Below are 13,868 nucleotides of genomic sequence, written 5' to 3' on the forward strand. Positions count from 1 at the left end.
CCCGCTGGCCCGATACGGCTGCGCTGTGTGAGGGCTACACCGCATCGGGCCAGCTACCCGAGCGATCCAGGGGGTCATTTTTGAATGCCGATAGGGGGTCAAGATTGCCTGCCGATTGACAGCTTGCAGCTCTTTAACTCTGGCTTGCGCCTGCTGAATGCGAATATCCAAGTCCTTCATCAAGAGTTCTCCTTGCTGTGTCTGAGAAGGAAATGCGCTCTGCGCCCGAGCTTCGCTCCCAAAAATTCGGCGGTAACTGTCTGCCCCGCCTGCCGTAGGCAAGCGCGCAGTTACGCAAACTGAAGTTTCCCTGCGCGCCTTGCCAGCGGGGCTGAAGGAGCGGATGTCAGGCTTAGGCCCGACATCCCCTGGATGATACATCCAGCAAGTCGACTTGAGGTCGTGATCCACTCCAGAGCGGACGGGCGAGGCGCTGTCAAATCCGCAGCCTATTGCGCTCGCTCTTCCTACCGGGATGAGCGGCTCGGGAAGCGGTTCAGGGCGGGGAAAACCGGCGGATGTCTATCGCACGAGCTGATCAACTGGAGCGGCGATGCAGCGTCGCTCTGGAACGCTGCTGAGAAAGCTGAGACCCGTAGGAACGCGCGGGTCATCCGCGAACTGCGCCCCAGCCTGCCTGCCGAGCTACCGCTGACCGAGCAGGTTCGTCTTGTTCGTGGGTTCGGCCTCTGGCTGCGTGACGAATATGGAGTGGCCATTCAAGCCAACATCCATGCCCCGCGGTTTCTGAACCGTGCGACGGAGCGGCGTCATCAAGCTGGCAAGCTCGACATGGCGCGAGACGATTACTTGGCAGCCCTCTTTGACGACGAGATCACTAACCGGAACTTTCATGCGCACATCCTGATGACGACGCGTAAGGTCTGCCCCCGCACCGGCGCCATGGGGGCGAAAACCAGAGTTCTGGATGACAAGAAGACGGGGCCGGAGGAGATCCGGCGGATCAGGCAAGAGTGGGCGAACCGAACCAACGCGGCACTGGCGCGGGTAGGGGCCTCTGCACGGGTCGACCTGCGCTCCTACAAGGACATGGCTAAAGCTGGTGATGCGCCGGAAGGATTGATTGCGCAGAATCATCTCGGTCCTCGTCGCGCTGAGCGTTCGCGGCGGCTGGAAGAGAAGGGACAGGATAACAGCGCAGCCGGTCGCCAGCGGGCCGAAGTCAAGGCAAACAACGAGGCGCTATGGGAGTCTTGGATGGTGCTAAGAGCACTGGAACGCCAAAAGGTGCGCGCAGACGGCGAAGCGCAGGCATGGGAGCGCGACAACGCGCGAAAGAAAAAAGCCGATGCTGAACAGCACCGGCTTCAAAAGACCAAGTCCGCCCGAGACGCAGGCGCCGCATTGGCGCAGGCGACCCAGTTCGATAGTCTCAAATCGGAGTCAGCCCTTGCTGCTGCTATTTCGTGGGCGCTGGGCAGCGAGGACGACTCGTCTTCCGCGGTGTGCGATCAGTTTTCTTCACTCTTGGATTTGGAGACTTACGAGCCGCCCGCGGGGCGGCCGCAACCGGAGCCTGTTCTTGAGGTGAAGGTTGTTCGAGTTCGGGGCCCTCGTTTTCGATAACGTCAGCCTCAGCCTCAGCCTGAGCCTGCATTTCGTCCACGCACTCTTCCAGGTAGGCGACCTCCTCTTCCAACTTTTGGATTTTCTTCATGTGCTCGGCTTCAAGTAGCGCGAAGTCGCGATCCCGGAGGGAGGCTTGTCTGAGCTGCTGCTCGGTCATGCGAGCGATCACCTGCTTGACGATGACCTCGAGGGACTGCTCGAGGGTGGCCACGGTTGCCTCAAGCTGGGCTTGCGCTTCATCGGGCAGCGGGATTTCGGTTTGGTCCGCTTCATCCCGCGTTGCTTGATGAGCCTCCCAAATTTCTCGAATTCTCGAGAATTTACCTTTGCCGTCGAGCGCCTTATGGATATCGGTAGCAGAGACCTCCCGTCCCAATTTCGCCATCAAGGCTTCGCCCGCCTGGATGATCTGTTCGTCGGTGTAAATGGGTTTGCGCACTGATTTCTCCTTTTTTGATCGAATGCAGGAGGGACTTGGGGCCGGTTTCAGAAAGGCAGAAACAACTTTCTCAACTTTTTTCTTACTTCGGAAAAGTTAATTGGTTGGTTGGAAAGTATGGAAGTCAGTAAGTTCGTAGGTCGGTCTGGTAAGTTGTCAGAAAAGTAGGTCAAGGATAGTAAGTCGAAAGGCCATCCGCGGTTCCGGCCGAAACCCGGCGCGGCCGCACTACGGCTTGCGCTAAATCGCCCCAAATATTTCTCGGGTTATCGGGTCGGACGTAATTCCCTGGGATGAAGCATACTGATCCCCGCGAATTCGCCCCGTCCGACCAAATTTACGATCTCTCTGCCGAGGACTACTACCGCTTACTACATCCCTCGGAGTCACGGGGGCAGGCGATCGTCTTTTGCAAATCTGAGGGTGTTCATTTTGGACACTACGCTTTGCGATACGAGCAGTTAATGACCCACATGCCGATGTTTCTCGATCAAACGAGCTATCTTACCCTCAATCGATTCTGGGGTCACCGGAACGGCAACAAGCTCGCCGCGCTTAATGCCCTTTATGTGGATCTCGATTATTTCAGCTGTATCGGCTGGCAGGGGAAAAGCCCTAATGTAGTGCAGGCGGCTTATACAGAGAAGCTTTCGAATTCGGGAATGCCGGACCCTACAATTTACCTGCACACCGGGCGGGGCTTAGCGGTAATTTGGTTGATCGAAGAAATCCCTGTTTCAGTGCTCCCGCGATGGCAAGGCGCCATGCGAGCCTTGGTCGAGTTTTCGGACCCCTTCGGCGCGGACAAGAAATGCAAGGACGCCGTTCGCATCTTCCGAATACCAGGGAGCACCAACGAAAAGTGCGGGAAAACCGTTCGCGTGAGCGGCGGCACCGGCCGGCGTCACAACTTTGATGCCCTTGCCGACCAGATTTACATCGCCAGTGGCCGACCGACCCGGGCAGAGTTGGAGACCAAACGGAAGCAGAGAAAGCGCAAGCGAGAAAGCGGTGCCCCGATGCCGCGAGGGTTGCCTCCAGCTCACCGGTTCAAGCTCATTCTCGAAGATCTTGAAGTGTTTCGGGGCTTCCATGGCGGGCTCATTCCTACCGGCATGAGGAACACCTGGCTGCATTTTGTTGCAACCTGCCTGACGCACATTCCAGACGTTGCAGACATCGCTGAGGAGGTGCGACAGATCGCGGAGGAGGCCACACCCGGTCTTCCGCGGTCGGAAGTTGAGGCGATTGCCAAGCAGGCTTCGAGTAAGTCGAAGCTCCCCTACACATCGACTTTCTCAAGTAATGGTCGATACCAATATGCCGGAGCCACGATCGCCGAGAATCTGGGCATCACGCCTGCTGTCGCGCGGGAGATTGGGCTGAAACAAATCATTCCTGACCAGGAAAGAAAGCGGCGCAGGGCGGACGCTGAACGGCGCCGCCGGGAAGAGAAGGGTGCCAGAACGCGGGCTGAATATCTTCAGAAGAATTGCGCCGCTCGAGAGCAACCGTGGAAGGCGCTCAACATCGGTCGGACCAAGTATTACGAGCTGAAGCGTGAAGGAAAGCTCCCTGGTGCCCCCACGGTGTAGGTCCGGACAGGTCCGTGTCCGCTTCAGGGCTATAGCCAAGCCTTTGGCGCTCCCACAGGAAAGCATCAGGGTCCACTCACCGCCCCCAGCACCCCGCAAAGCACTTCGATAAAGGCGCGCAGACCCCTGCGGAGAACTTCGCGAACAGGTGGCCGAAGAGGGGCGTCTGCTTGTGCGACTTGCCGGAAAGCGAGACTGCAACCGCGGCCCGCCCGGCCGGTGCGTCAGGGTCGGACATAAGTAACGGAGGTAATTCATGGGCAGTTCGTCGTTCTGCTGTTCCCGTCGGTGAGAACAGCAGGACGCCAGACAGCCCATTGCAAATTCGAAGTCGAAGCGGAAACGCTTCCCACACTGCGGTCAGGAAAGGAAGGAAGACCGTTCTTGTCACCTGAGGCATCCTGCCGAAGGCACCGAATGGAGAACAGCATGTTCGATATTCCCCAGTCAGCGTCCGCCCTGCACCGTTTTGCAGACGAACACTCTCAGGCAATCCAGAACGCCGCTCTGCTGCTCGGAGGGCAGCCTTGGCTTCGTCGCGCCCAGCGGCTGCTCGATGATCTCAACCAACCGCAGCCCGTAACGCGGCGGATCTTCCGGGAGGCTCTCGCGCTTCTGTCGCTCCTCAAGCTCGACTGCGTCTTCGAGGAGGGCAGCATTGAAGCGGCGCATTTTGCCAAGCTCGATCCAGCGGCCCCTTACGTCAATGATATCTGCCTTCTGACCGAAAGGCTCAGCGAAGCAGTTGCAGAGGTGCGTGCGCAGGAACAAGACGGTCGCGCGACGGCAGCAGAGGGGCGCTATAATGCCCTTTGAGACCCAACTGACTGATCCGCACACCCGAGCTATTTTCGATGCGCTGAGCGCCGCAGAAGCCCTGGCAGATGCCATCGCCGGGGCGGGCGCCGAAGGAGCGTTGGCAACCGAGCAACTCAAGCAGGTTCACGTCCTTAGCAGTGGCGATCTGAACCCCGACAGCTTTTCGAAGCAGAAGATTGCAGCACTGCGGGAGTTGGCGTGCAGTCTCGATCCCATCATCGAGGCTGAAACCCGGACGTCATATGTCCACGACGAGTGTTGCACGTCGGGCGGCTGGGAGCAGGCCGAAATGACGGCCAAAGGCGATGCGCTGGTCCAGCTTCAATCTGCACTGTGTGATCTCGCAGAAGCGATATCGAAAGCCATCCGAATCCGTGAGGCTGAACGGATAGCCGGACTCATGTTGCACTAATTTCTTTGCCGACCCAGGATTTTTTGCGAACCCTTCATGCGCCTGATTTCATTGCATGAAAAAGCCCTGAGCCGTGCCCCTTCGGCTGCCGAAGGCGGCTTTCGGCTCAGGGATTCGAACCCGCACATTCTTTTTCACGGATGAACCGAGGTCCTGTTCGCGAGGGGCAAACGCTGCTCGCAAGCATCGAAACCGCTCGCGCAATCACGCGATAAGAAATGAAAGAGGCAACAGAATGCCCGCTCCGAAAGTTACGAAGGCCTCCCTCGGCAACGCCATCCGCGCCATTCGCGCAGCCGGGCTGACACCCGCCGCTGTCCATATTGAACCTGACGGCGGAATCCGCATCGAAATCTCGGAAGTGATCGAGAAAGAACTGCCCGAGGGTGACCTCGTTGCCGCCAACGACGATGCGCTCGACTGGGAGGAGGTCGCATGAAGATCGGCTTTGAATTTCCCGGACTGTGTGAGGAAAAAACGGCGGCCGGCAGTGTGCGCTGGCGTGTCCGCGTGGAAGGCGAGAAGCGGCGAAAGATCACGATCCCGGTGGGCCCGGAGCACCCGGACTTCCAAGCACACTACGAGGCCGCCCGGTTTGGTGAGAAGCTGAAAATAAGTCCGGACGCCAGGCCCGTGTCGGGATCGCTGGATGAGTTGCGGGAGCGATATGTGAAATGGATGGAAGTTCAGGTGCAGGCAGGAAACCTCAGTCAGAAAACGCTCGAAAGCCGTGAGCGCGGATTGAGGCAGGCTTGTGATTGCCTCACGCCAAACGGCAAAGCGCGAATGGGCGCCGTAAAGGCATCAATGCCGGCGAGCGCGTTCTCACACATCCGAGATTCGTTCGGAGCGAAAACTGGTGCCGCCGCGACATGTCTGAAGGCATTGCGAGCGGCGTATTCATGGGGGGAGGAACGCGGATTCCCGGTGGGTAGCCCTGTGTTCAAGCTAAGCAACCCGCATGTCTCGAAAGGGGGAGCTGTGCCGTGGACCAAAGAGGAAAGGAAGAAGTTTCTCGATCATCACGGTCCTGGAACGATGGCTCGGAGGTGGTTCCTTCTTGCGAGTGATACGGCCGGTCGTATCGGCGACATGCACACGCTCGGTCCCAAGAATTCGCAGTTCCGTGCGGATCAACAGGTGCTGTCTTGGCAGCCAAGCAAAAAGGGGTCCCAGCCCGTAGAGGTGCCAATGAGCGCTGAGCTCATGATGGAGCTTGCGGGTCTTCCTGACGACGCTCCCGCATTTCTCTTCACAGATAACGGAAAGCCTTTCGCGTCATCCGGGAGCCTCGACAACCGCGTGCGGAAGTGGATCATCGCAGCTGGCCTTTGCACGGTGGAGCTCGATGCGGCCGGCAAGGAGGTCAAGAAGGCCACACGCTCGCAGCACGGTCTCCGGAAAGCTCGCGCGGAAGAGATCGCTGAACAAGGTGGTTCGGTTTACGAAGTGATGGCTCTGCTGTCGCACAGCGACATCAAGACCGCTGAAATCTACACCAAGAAATACGAGCGTGCGGCTCTTGCCAAGCAGGCAGCTGACCGTCGTCGTAACCTTGACTGAAGAGCAGGTGTCCCACGGTGCTAAATTCGTGGGACACTACCCGAAGGGAGGCCCAATGAAATCAACGACTTGGTGGAGGAAGTGGCAGCCCGTAGGGGAATCGAACCCCTCTTTCCAGGTTGAAAACCTGGCGTCCTAACCGATAGACGAACGGGCCACTCTGTTCCGCTGCGGGGTTGTCTGTGTCGCCAACCCTGCGGCGTGAGGCGGGTTCTAAGTAATGCGGCAGGTATGCGCAAGCGGAAAAATGAAAAAAATCCCCCGAAGGAGAGATTTTTTCCGATCTGACGATTTGTCGCGTAAGGCTTTGATATCGTTGCATTGAAATCCGTCGTCTTAGCGCGGATTTATCCACAGGCCGTGGTGTCCGGCCCGGCAGGACGCGCGGGCGGCGGACTTACGCGCCGGCGCGGGCGGCGTCGTCAAGGCGGAGCTGGACCTTCTGACGCCCACCCCAGCTGTTGATGTCGAGCTTGCCGGCCAGATGGAACCGCGCGCCGCCGTGATCGAGCAGGACCTGGCCCAGCGGCCCGTCAAAGGCGCCGAAGGCGATGGCGTCGAGCGGCGGGGTCAGCCCGTCGGAAAAGCTCAGCCGCAGGTGGCTCTCGCCGGCACGCTTGGCAAAGCGGATCGCCATGTCGGGAAAGGCAAAGCGCGGGGCCGGGGCCGAGGCGCCATAGGGGCCGGCGTCCTCGAGCCGGGTGACCAGCTCGGGGGTGGCGGCGCCGGGCATCAGCGCGCCGTCGCAGCGCAGGTCGGCCGGGCCGGCGTCGCCCGCGCCCTGCCGCGCCAGCAGCTCCGAGAGCCGCGCCATCGCCGGCTCCAGCTGCGCGCGGGTCAGGCTGAGGCCGGCCGCCATGCGGTGGCCGCCGCCCTTGGTCAGATGACCCTCGGCCACCAGCTTCTGGATCGAGGCGCCCAGATCGACCCCCATGACCGACCGGCCAGAGCCCTTGCCATCATCGCCGTCAAAGCCGATCACGATGGCCGGGCGGTTGGTCAGCTCCTTCAGCCGCGAGGCGACGATGCCGACGACGCCGGGGTGCCAGCCTTCACCCGCCGCCCAGACCAAGGGCGCGTCGAGCCCGCGGTCTTCGGCCTGGGCGAGGGCGGCGGCGCGCACCGCCGCCTCGATCTCGCGGCGGTCGGCGTTGAGCTCTTCGAGCCGGTCGGCCATCGCCTTGGCCTCGGCGGGGTTGTCGGTCGAGAGCAGCCGGGCGCCGAGATCGGCCTTGCCGATGCGGCCGCCGGCGTTGACCCGCGGGCCCAGCACATAGCCCAGGTGATAGGCCGCCGGAGCGCAGTCGAGCCGCGCCGCATCGCAGAGCGCCACCAGACCGGTGCGCTGGCGACCGGCCATGACCTTGAGCCCCTGGCGCACCAGCGCCCGGTTCACCCCGGTCAGCGGCGCCACATCGGCCACCGTGGCCAGCGCCACCAGATCGAGCAACGCCATCAGGTTGGGGCCGGCCTCGCCGGCCTCGCGCAGCTGCCGCCCGGCCTCGACAAGGCAGAGGAAGACCACACCCGCGGCGCAGAGATGGCCGAGCGCGCCGTCCTCGTCCTGCCGGTTGGGGTTCACCACGGCGACCGCTTCGGGCAGGGTCTCGCCGCCAAGGTGATGGTCGAGCACCACCACGTCGGCGCCCTTGGCTGCTGCGATGGGCTCATGGCTGAGCGTGCCGCAATCGACGCAGATGATCAGGTCATGGTCGCGCGCCAGCGCCGCCATGGCGGGGACGTTGGGGCCATAGCCCTCGTCGATGCGGTCGGGGACATAAAGCGTCGCCTGCCGGCCGAAGTGGCGCAGCCAGGCGATCAGAAGCGCGGCGGAGGAGCCACCGTCGACGTCGTAATCGGCAAAGATCGCAATGCGTTCGCGGGCCTTCAGCGCCTTCAACAGCCGTGCGGCGGCCTTGTCCATGTCGCGCATCTGGCGCGGGTCCGGCAGCAGGTCGCGCAGTTTCGGCTCGAGGAAGGCCTGCGCCTCGGCGGCCTCGACACCGCGCCGCGCCAGCACCTGCGCCAGAGCGCGGGGCAGGGCGGTGGCCTGCTCCAGCAGATCGGCCTGGCGCTCGACGGCAAGGCCGGGGCCGACCCAGCGGCGGTTGGTGAGCGAGGTCTCGACCCCGAGAAAGGCACTCATCGCGCGGCGCCCATGATCTCGGCGCAGCTTCGGGCGGTGACGAACTCGCCGTGCAGGTGACTGATGGCGGCGGCATGGATTGCCTCGGGGTCGGGCGCGGCGAGGCCGGGCTGCCAGGAGGTATCGGCATTGGCGGCAACGGCGGCGCAGGCGTCATGCGCCAGGGTGACGTCAAATCCGAGGTTGGCCGCCATGCGGCAGGTGGTCGAGACGCAATGCGGCGTGGTCAGCCCGCAGATCACCAGATGGGTGACGCCTTGGGCGCGCAGATCGGCCTCGAGACCGGTGCCGATGAAAGCGGAGTTGACGCTCTTTTCATGCAGCGTCTCGCCGTCCTGTGGCGCGAAACCAGCCAGGAACGCGAGACCGCCGCTTTCGGGGTGCAGCGGGCTGCCGAGGGTGGTGCTGAGGTGGCGGACCATGTGCAGCGGCCAGCCCTGCGCGCGCGCGTGACCGGCCAGCCGTAAGGCCTGGGCCTCGGCGCCGGGGTTGTTGCGCGCGCCCCAGGCCGGGTGGTGGAACCCGGCCTGGAAGTCGATCATCACGAGGGCTGTCGCCGCCATCACTCTTCCGGGTGACGGTAGATCATGCGCCGCACCGATCCGGTCTTGGAGCGCATCAGCAGGGTCTCGGCGGTGGTCCAGCCCGGCGTGCGCTTCAGCCCCGGCAGGAGCGAGCCCGAGGTGACGCCGGTGGCGGCAAAGATCACGTCGGCGGTCACCATGTCGTCGCGGGTATAGACCCGGTCGAAATTGGTGATCCCGGCCTTGCTGGCGCGGCCCTTCTCGTCGTCGTTGCGGAACATCAGCTTGCCGTAAATCTGCCCGCCCATGCATTTCAGCGCCGCCGCGGCCAGTACGCCTTCGGGCGCGCCGCCGGAGCCCATGTACATGTCGATGCCGGTGAGTTCGGGCTCGGCGCAATGCATGACGCCGGCGACGTCACCATCGGTGATCAGCCGGATGGCGCAGCCGGTGGCGCGCAGCTCGGCAATCATCTCTTCGTGGCGCGGCCGTTCCAGCACGCAGACGGTGATGTCGGTGGTCGAACAGCCCTTGGCCGCCGCCAGCGCCGAGACCCGCTCAGAGGGGCTCATCGTCAGGGTCACCACGCCGGTCTTGAAGCCCGGGCCGATCGCCAGCTTGTCCATGTAGACGTCGGGCGCATGCAGCATCGAGCCGCGCGGGCCCATGGCGATCACGGTCAGCGCGTTGGGCATGTCCTTGGCGGTCAGGGTGGTGCCCTCGAGCGGGTCGAGCGCGATGTCCACCGCCGGGCCCTTGCCGGTGCCGACCTCTTCACCGATGAACAGCATCGGCGCCTCGTCCCGCTCGCCCTCGCCGATCACCACGGTGCCCTCGATATCCAGCTGGTTGAGCTGGTCGCGCATGGCGTTGACGGCGGCCTGATCGGCGGCTTTCTCGTCGCCGCGTCCAATCAGCTTGGCGCTTGCGATGGCGGCCTGTTCGGCCACCCGGGCAAGGCCCAGAGACAGCATGCGGTCGTTGAAATCCTTGGGGGCCATGGGCGGAATCCTTTGTGAGATAAGCGTCGGCCACTGACTACCTTGTGCGGGGTTGTGGCTGCAAGTGGCTTGCGCCCCTCGGTGCGGCCAGTCAGGAGGCGCGCACGCTGCGACGGGCCAGCGCCGCGATGAAATCGGTGCGGGTGACGATGCCCGTGATGCGGCCGCGCTCCAGCACCGGCACCGCGTCGACCTCGCCTTCGGCCATCAGCGGCATCAGTGCGGCAATCGGCGTGGCGGTGGTGGCGCGCGGGCCGGCGACGCTCATGATGTCGCCGGCGCGCACCGGCTGCGCGCGTTCACGGTCGAGCAGCCGCCGCAGCGCCGGGCCGAAGCCGCGCCCGAGCCGCAGCGCATCCTCGCGGCTGCGGGTAATCAGGTGGATCTGGAAGATCACCCCGAGAAACCGCGCCTCCGGCCCGACCACCGGCAGCGAAGTGATGCGATGGCGCGCAAAGAGATCGGCGACCTCGCCCAGCGGCGTCTCCGGGGTGACGGTGATCAGGTCGCGCGACATGATGTCGGCCGCGGTCAGCGGGCCGGTGTGATGGGTCGCCGCCTGCAGTTCGGCCGCGCCGATCAGCCGCGCGAGGTCTTCGACGCCAAGGTTGAAGGACTGCCGGTAGCGCTCGAGAATCGCGGTCAGTTCCTCCTCTGACAGGCCCAGCCTCTCGGCCGGATCGGCGTCCTCGGTGCCGTGGCTGCCGGGCGCGTCGAACTGGCGAAAGGGATAGTGCCGCCCGGTCAGCCTGGCATAGAGCGCCGCCAGCGCGACGAGCGCAACGGTGCCCAGCCCGACCGGCGCCAGGGCAAACCAGAAGCCCAGCCGCTCGACCGCCTCTGGGCTCATCGCCGCGGTCATCGCCACGGCACCGGCCGGCGGATGCACCGCGCGGCAGAGGATCGTGACCGTCACCGCCAGCCCCACCGCCAGCGCGATGCGCAGCGAAGCCTCCGGTACCAGCAGCGCCACCGCAACCCCCACCAAGGCCGCCAGCGTGTTGCCGACGATCGCCGACCAGGGCTGGGCCAGCGGACTGTTGGGCACGGCAAAGAGCAGCACCGAGGAGGCGCCGAACGGCGCGACGAGGTACATTCCGAGCTCGAGATCGACCGCCGGAGACAGCAGGAACAGGCCGGTGACCGCCAGCCCGGCAAAGGCGCCGATCCCGGCGCGCAGCGCCTCGGTCGGCGCGGTGCGGGCCACGGCAGGACCCAGAGATCGCAGAATGTGCACGGTCGGCGGCCCCTCAAGCGGTTCCGCCCTGAATTTCAGCAAACCTCCCGGATTTCAAGCGCCGGGCGGTCGCGAAATCGCGCTCAGACCTCTTCGATCCGCAGCGCCACCGGCTCGCCCAGCACCACGTCGGTCTGACCCATCGCCTCGAGCGCCTCGTTGAGCGCCGAGCGCTGGGTCTTGTGGGTTACGATCAGCACCGGCGCGGCCTCGTCGGCATGGTCGTACTGCCGCATCCGGTCGATCGAGATGCCGGAGGCGCCGAGCAGCGTCGCCACCTTGGCCAGCGCGCCGGGCTTGTCGCGCAGGGTCATCCGCAGGTAATAGGGCGCCGGCGCCGCGCTCTGCGCCGGTTGCGAAGGCGAGAGCGTCGCGGCCGGCTGGCCGAAGGTGCTCACCCGCAGCCCGCGGGCAATGTCCATCACGTCGCCCATCACCGCGCTGGCGGTCGGGCCTTCGCCAGCCCCCGGCCCGCGCAGCACGATCTGCTCGACCGCATCGCCCTCGATCACCACCATGTTGGTGCCGCCCTCGAGCTGGCCGAGCGGCGAGGCCGCGGGCACAAGGCAGGGCGACATCCGTTGTTCCAGCCCGCGACCGGTCATCTGCGCCACGCCCAAGAGCTTGATGCGATAGCCCATGTCGGCGGCGGCGCGAATGTCCTCGATCAGGATGCGGCCGATGCCTTCCAGTTCGACCCCGGCGAAATTCACCTGGGTGCCGAAGGCGATCGCCGACAGCAGCGACAGCTTGTGGCCGGCATCGATGCCGCCGACGTCAAGCTCCGGATCGGCCTCGAGATAGCCCAGCTGGTTGGCTTCCTCGAAGACCGTGTCATAGGGCAGCCCGGCGCTTTGCATCCGGGTCAGGATGTAGTTGCAGGTGCCGTTCATCACGCCCAGCACGCGGGTCACCTCGTTGCCCGCCAGCCCCTCGGTCAGCGACTTGATCACCGGGATACCACCGGCGACCGCGGCCTCGAAGCGCAGCACCGCACCGTTCGCCTCGGCCAGCTGCGCCAGTTCCTGCCCGTGCAGCGCCAGCATCGCCTTGTTGGCGGTCACCACGTCCTTGCCGGCCTTGAGCGCGGCCTCGGTGGCGGCCTTGGCCGGCCCGTCAGAGCCGCCCATCAGCTCGACGAAAACGTCGACGTCATCGCGCTTGGCCAGCGCCACCGGATCGTCTTCCCAGTCGTAGGAAGACAGGTTCACGCCGCGATCCTTGTCGCGGGTGCGGGCCGAGACGGCGCTGATCTCCACCGGGCGGCCGGCGCGCACTGCCAGAAGATGCGCCTTCTGCCGGACGATCTTGACCGTGCCGGTGCCGACCGTGCCAAGCCCGGCGATTCCGAGGCGTAGGGGTGTGGTCATGGGGATATCCTCCAGCAGATCAGGGGTTTCGCGCGATGTATCGCCAACCGCGACAGGGTGCAACGGCAAGGATGCGCGCTGCCGCCTATTCGGGCGCCGGGATATCGTCGATGCCGCGGGCCATGCGCGCGCGCGTTGCCCGGTCGATCACCGGGCCGCGCAGCCGCGCCGCGCGCGCCTCGAGCCCGCGGATCCGCGCCTGCACCGAGCGGGTCAGCGCCAGAGAGGTCCGGGCCTCGGGCACCGCCGCCAGCTCCTCGACACTCAGAAGCCGCGGGTAGGGCGCGCTGGCCACGTCAGGGCCCTCGCTCTCGGCCAGCTCGGGGAATTGGGTGCAGGCGATCAGCGTGCAGACCATCAGGCCGAGGCAGAAACTGGACCGGATCAGGCGCATGGCGGCTCCGCAGGGTTGATGGCCCCCCTCATGCCGCATCGGGCCCGCGGGGGCAAGGATTGGTGATTGATCTGAACGATCGTTCAGTTCTATGCTGCGCCCATGGCACGCACCCAAGGTTCGCATTCCGACATCACCGGCCCCCGGGTCCGCGCCGCGGCGCTGCGGCTTTTCGCGCGGCATGGCTTTGCCGCGGTCTCGATGCGCCAGATCGCGGCCGAGGTCGGGGTCCAGGCCGGAGCGCTCTACAACTACACGCCCGACAAGCAAAGCCTGCTGTTCTCGCTGCTCAAGGGTCACATGGACGATCTGCTCGCCGCCTGGGCGGAGGAGCCGTCAGCGCAAGACCCCGTGGCGCGGCTCGAGGTCTTCACCCGCTTCCACATCCGCTTCAACCTCGAGCGGCCGGAGGCGATCTTTGTCTCCTACATGGAGCTGCGCAACCTCGCGCCCGAGAATTTCACGGTGATCGAGCAGCTGCGCCGCGCCTATGAGGACGAGCTCGAGGCGATCCTGCGCGCCGGTGTGGCCCGCGGCGACTTCGAGATGCCCGATACCAAGATCGCCACGCTGGCGGTGATCGCGATGCTCACCGGGGTCAACACCTGGTACCGCACCGGCGGCCGGCTGTCGCTCGACGAGGTGCAGCAGATCTACTGGGACATGGTGTGCGGCGCGGTCGGCGCCCGCGGCTGACCTCCGGACTCCTTATGGACGGGAAATATTCCCGGGGGCCGAGCCCACCTTGACCCGCTTGCAGCCACCCCCTGCCAGCCCG

Annotated in this window: 15 protein-coding genes and 1 tRNA gene; 8 read left to right on the top strand and 8 right to left on the bottom strand. The window is 64.5% G+C overall.

The genetic code is table 11. The annotated features are described in order from the left end of the window. On the bottom strand, positions 1-180 hold a 180-nt coding region (locus VOI27_RS15215; RefSeq protein ID WP_323766218.1), incomplete at its 3' end, for a hypothetical protein. Between the two features lie 192 nt (positions 181-372). On the opposite strand from VOI27_RS15215, the gene VOI27_RS15220 reads away from it, so the two are divergent. From VOI27_RS15220 to VOI27_RS15250, 7 genes are all read left to right on the top strand, one after another. Next, positions 373-1,587 carry a MobA/MobL family protein gene (locus VOI27_RS15220; protein WP_323766219.1) on the top strand — a complete coding sequence of 405 codons (1,215 nt, stop codon included), beginning with the start codon at positions 373-375 and terminating at the stop codon, positions 1,585-1,587. Positions 1,588-1,723: 136 nt separating this feature from the next. Continuing rightward, complete coding sequence (locus VOI27_RS15225) at positions 1,724-2,032, top strand: hypothetical protein (protein WP_323766220.1); 309 nt, start codon at positions 1,724-1,726, stop codon at positions 2,030-2,032. 461 nt (positions 2,033-2,493) lie between these two features. Further along, complete coding sequence (locus tag VOI27_RS15230; RefSeq protein WP_323766221.1) at positions 2,494-3,624, top strand: hypothetical protein; 1,131 nt, start codon at positions 2,494-2,496, stop codon at positions 3,622-3,624. A gap of 429 nt (positions 3,625-4,053) precedes the next feature. Then, positions 4,054-4,440, top strand: a complete 387-nt coding sequence (locus VOI27_RS15235) for a hypothetical protein (protein WP_323766222.1) — start codon at positions 4,054-4,056, stop codon at positions 4,438-4,440. Further along, entirely contained in the window at positions 4,430-4,855 is a 426-nt protein-coding gene (locus tag VOI27_RS15240; RefSeq protein ID WP_323766223.1) for a hypothetical protein, read from the top strand. The genes VOI27_RS15235 and VOI27_RS15240 overlap by 11 nt, the downstream gene beginning before the upstream one ends. A 235-nt stretch (positions 4,856-5,090) precedes the next feature. Continuing rightward, positions 5,091-5,294: a hypothetical protein gene (locus VOI27_RS15245; protein WP_323766224.1), complete on the top strand. Its 204-nt coding sequence runs from the start codon at positions 5,091-5,093 to the stop codon at positions 5,292-5,294. Next, positions 5,291-6,418, top strand: coding sequence for a site-specific integrase (locus VOI27_RS15250; RefSeq protein ID WP_323766225.1), 1,128 nt, complete (start codon positions 5,291-5,293; stop codon positions 6,416-6,418). Before VOI27_RS15245 ends, VOI27_RS15250 begins: the two co-directional genes overlap by 4 nt. Before the next feature lie 82 nt (positions 6,419-6,500). Here the strand turns inward: VOI27_RS15250 and VOI27_RS15255 are convergent. The 7 genes from VOI27_RS15255 to VOI27_RS15285 form a co-directional block, all read right to left on the bottom strand. After that, positions 6,501-6,575 (bottom strand) — tRNA-Glu (locus tag VOI27_RS15255). Positions 6,576-6,815: 240 nt separating this feature from the next. Then, the gene (gene recJ, locus VOI27_RS15260) at positions 6,816-8,564 is read right to left on the bottom strand and encodes a single-stranded-DNA-specific exonuclease RecJ (protein WP_323766226.1); all 1,749 of its coding nucleotides are present in this window, start codon (positions 8,562-8,564) and stop codon (positions 6,816-6,818) included. Further along, the gene (locus VOI27_RS15265; protein ID WP_323766227.1) at positions 8,561-9,127 is read right to left on the bottom strand and encodes an isochorismatase family protein; all 567 of its coding nucleotides are present in this window, start codon (positions 9,125-9,127) and stop codon (positions 8,561-8,563) included. The genes recJ and VOI27_RS15265 overlap by 4 nt, the downstream gene beginning before the upstream one ends. Beyond that, the gene (glpX, locus tag VOI27_RS15270; protein ID WP_323766228.1) at positions 9,127-10,089 is read right to left on the bottom strand and encodes a class II fructose-bisphosphatase; all 963 of its coding nucleotides are present in this window, start codon (positions 10,087-10,089) and stop codon (positions 9,127-9,129) included. Before glpX ends, VOI27_RS15265 begins: the two co-directional genes overlap by 1 nt. Positions 10,090-10,180: 91 nt before the next feature. Beyond that, positions 10,181-11,326 carry an HPP family protein gene (locus VOI27_RS15275; RefSeq protein WP_323766229.1) on the bottom strand — a complete coding sequence of 382 codons (1,146 nt, stop codon included), beginning with the start codon at positions 11,324-11,326 and terminating at the stop codon, positions 10,181-10,183. 83 nt (positions 11,327-11,409) lie between these two features. Continuing rightward, complete coding sequence (locus VOI27_RS15280; RefSeq protein ID WP_323766230.1) at positions 11,410-12,696, bottom strand: homoserine dehydrogenase; 1,287 nt, start codon at positions 12,694-12,696, stop codon at positions 11,410-11,412. A gap of 85 nt (positions 12,697-12,781) precedes the next feature. Further along, positions 12,782-13,090, bottom strand: a complete 309-nt coding sequence (locus tag VOI27_RS15285) for a hypothetical protein (RefSeq protein WP_323766231.1) — start codon at positions 13,088-13,090, stop codon at positions 12,782-12,784. Positions 13,091-13,192: 102 nt separating this feature from the next. Here VOI27_RS15285 and VOI27_RS15290 point away from each other — a divergent pair, with 102 nt between their 5' ends. Further along, a complete protein-coding gene (locus tag VOI27_RS15290) occupies positions 13,193-13,786 on the top strand; it encodes a TetR/AcrR family transcriptional regulator (RefSeq protein WP_323766232.1) in 594 nt (197 codons plus the stop codon). Positions 13,787-13,868 lie beyond the last annotated feature (82 nt).

Origin of the sequence: Marinovum sp. (genome assembly GCF_034669705.1) — a bacterium.
Classification (GTDB): domain Bacteria; phylum Pseudomonadota; class Alphaproteobacteria; order Rhodobacterales; family Rhodobacteraceae; genus Marinovum.

What these genes read in the sequence shown, in the direction of transcription:
- glpX (WP_323766228.1), bottom strand. Translation starts at nt 10,089, where the DNA reads ATGGCCCCCAAGGATTTCAACGACCGCATGCTGTCTCTGGGCCTTGCC.
- VOI27_RS15240 (WP_323766223.1), top strand. Translation starts at nt 4,430, where the DNA reads ATGCCCTTTGAGACCCAACTGACTGATCCGCACACCCGAGCTATTTTC.
- VOI27_RS15285 (WP_323766231.1), bottom strand. Translation starts at nt 13,090, where the DNA reads ATGCGCCTGATCCGGTCCAGTTTCTGCCTCGGCCTGATGGTCTGCACG.
- VOI27_RS15245 (WP_323766224.1), top strand. Translation starts at nt 5,091, where the DNA reads ATGCCCGCTCCGAAAGTTACGAAGGCCTCCCTCGGCAACGCCATCCGC.
- recJ (WP_323766226.1), bottom strand. Translation starts at nt 8,564, where the DNA reads ATGAGTGCCTTTCTCGGGGTCGAGACCTCGCTCACCAACCGCCGCTGG.
- VOI27_RS15250 (WP_323766225.1), top strand. Translation starts at nt 5,291, where the DNA reads ATGAAGATCGGCTTTGAATTTCCCGGACTGTGTGAGGAAAAAACGGCG.
- VOI27_RS15265 (WP_323766227.1), bottom strand. Translation starts at nt 9,127, where the DNA reads ATGGCGGCGACAGCCCTCGTGATGATCGACTTCCAGGCCGGGTTCCAC.
- VOI27_RS15230 (WP_323766221.1), top strand. Translation starts at nt 2,494, where the DNA reads ATGACCCACATGCCGATGTTTCTCGATCAAACGAGCTATCTTACCCTC.
- VOI27_RS15280 (WP_323766230.1), bottom strand. Translation starts at nt 12,696, where the DNA reads ATGACCACACCCCTACGCCTCGGAATCGCCGGGCTTGGCACGGTCGGC.
- VOI27_RS15220 (WP_323766219.1), top strand. Translation starts at nt 373, where the DNA reads ATGATACATCCAGCAAGTCGACTTGAGGTCGTGATCCACTCCAGAGCG.
- VOI27_RS15290 (WP_323766232.1), top strand. Translation starts at nt 13,193, where the DNA reads ATGGCACGCACCCAAGGTTCGCATTCCGACATCACCGGCCCCCGGGTC.
- VOI27_RS15235 (WP_323766222.1), top strand. Translation starts at nt 4,054, where the DNA reads ATGTTCGATATTCCCCAGTCAGCGTCCGCCCTGCACCGTTTTGCAGAC.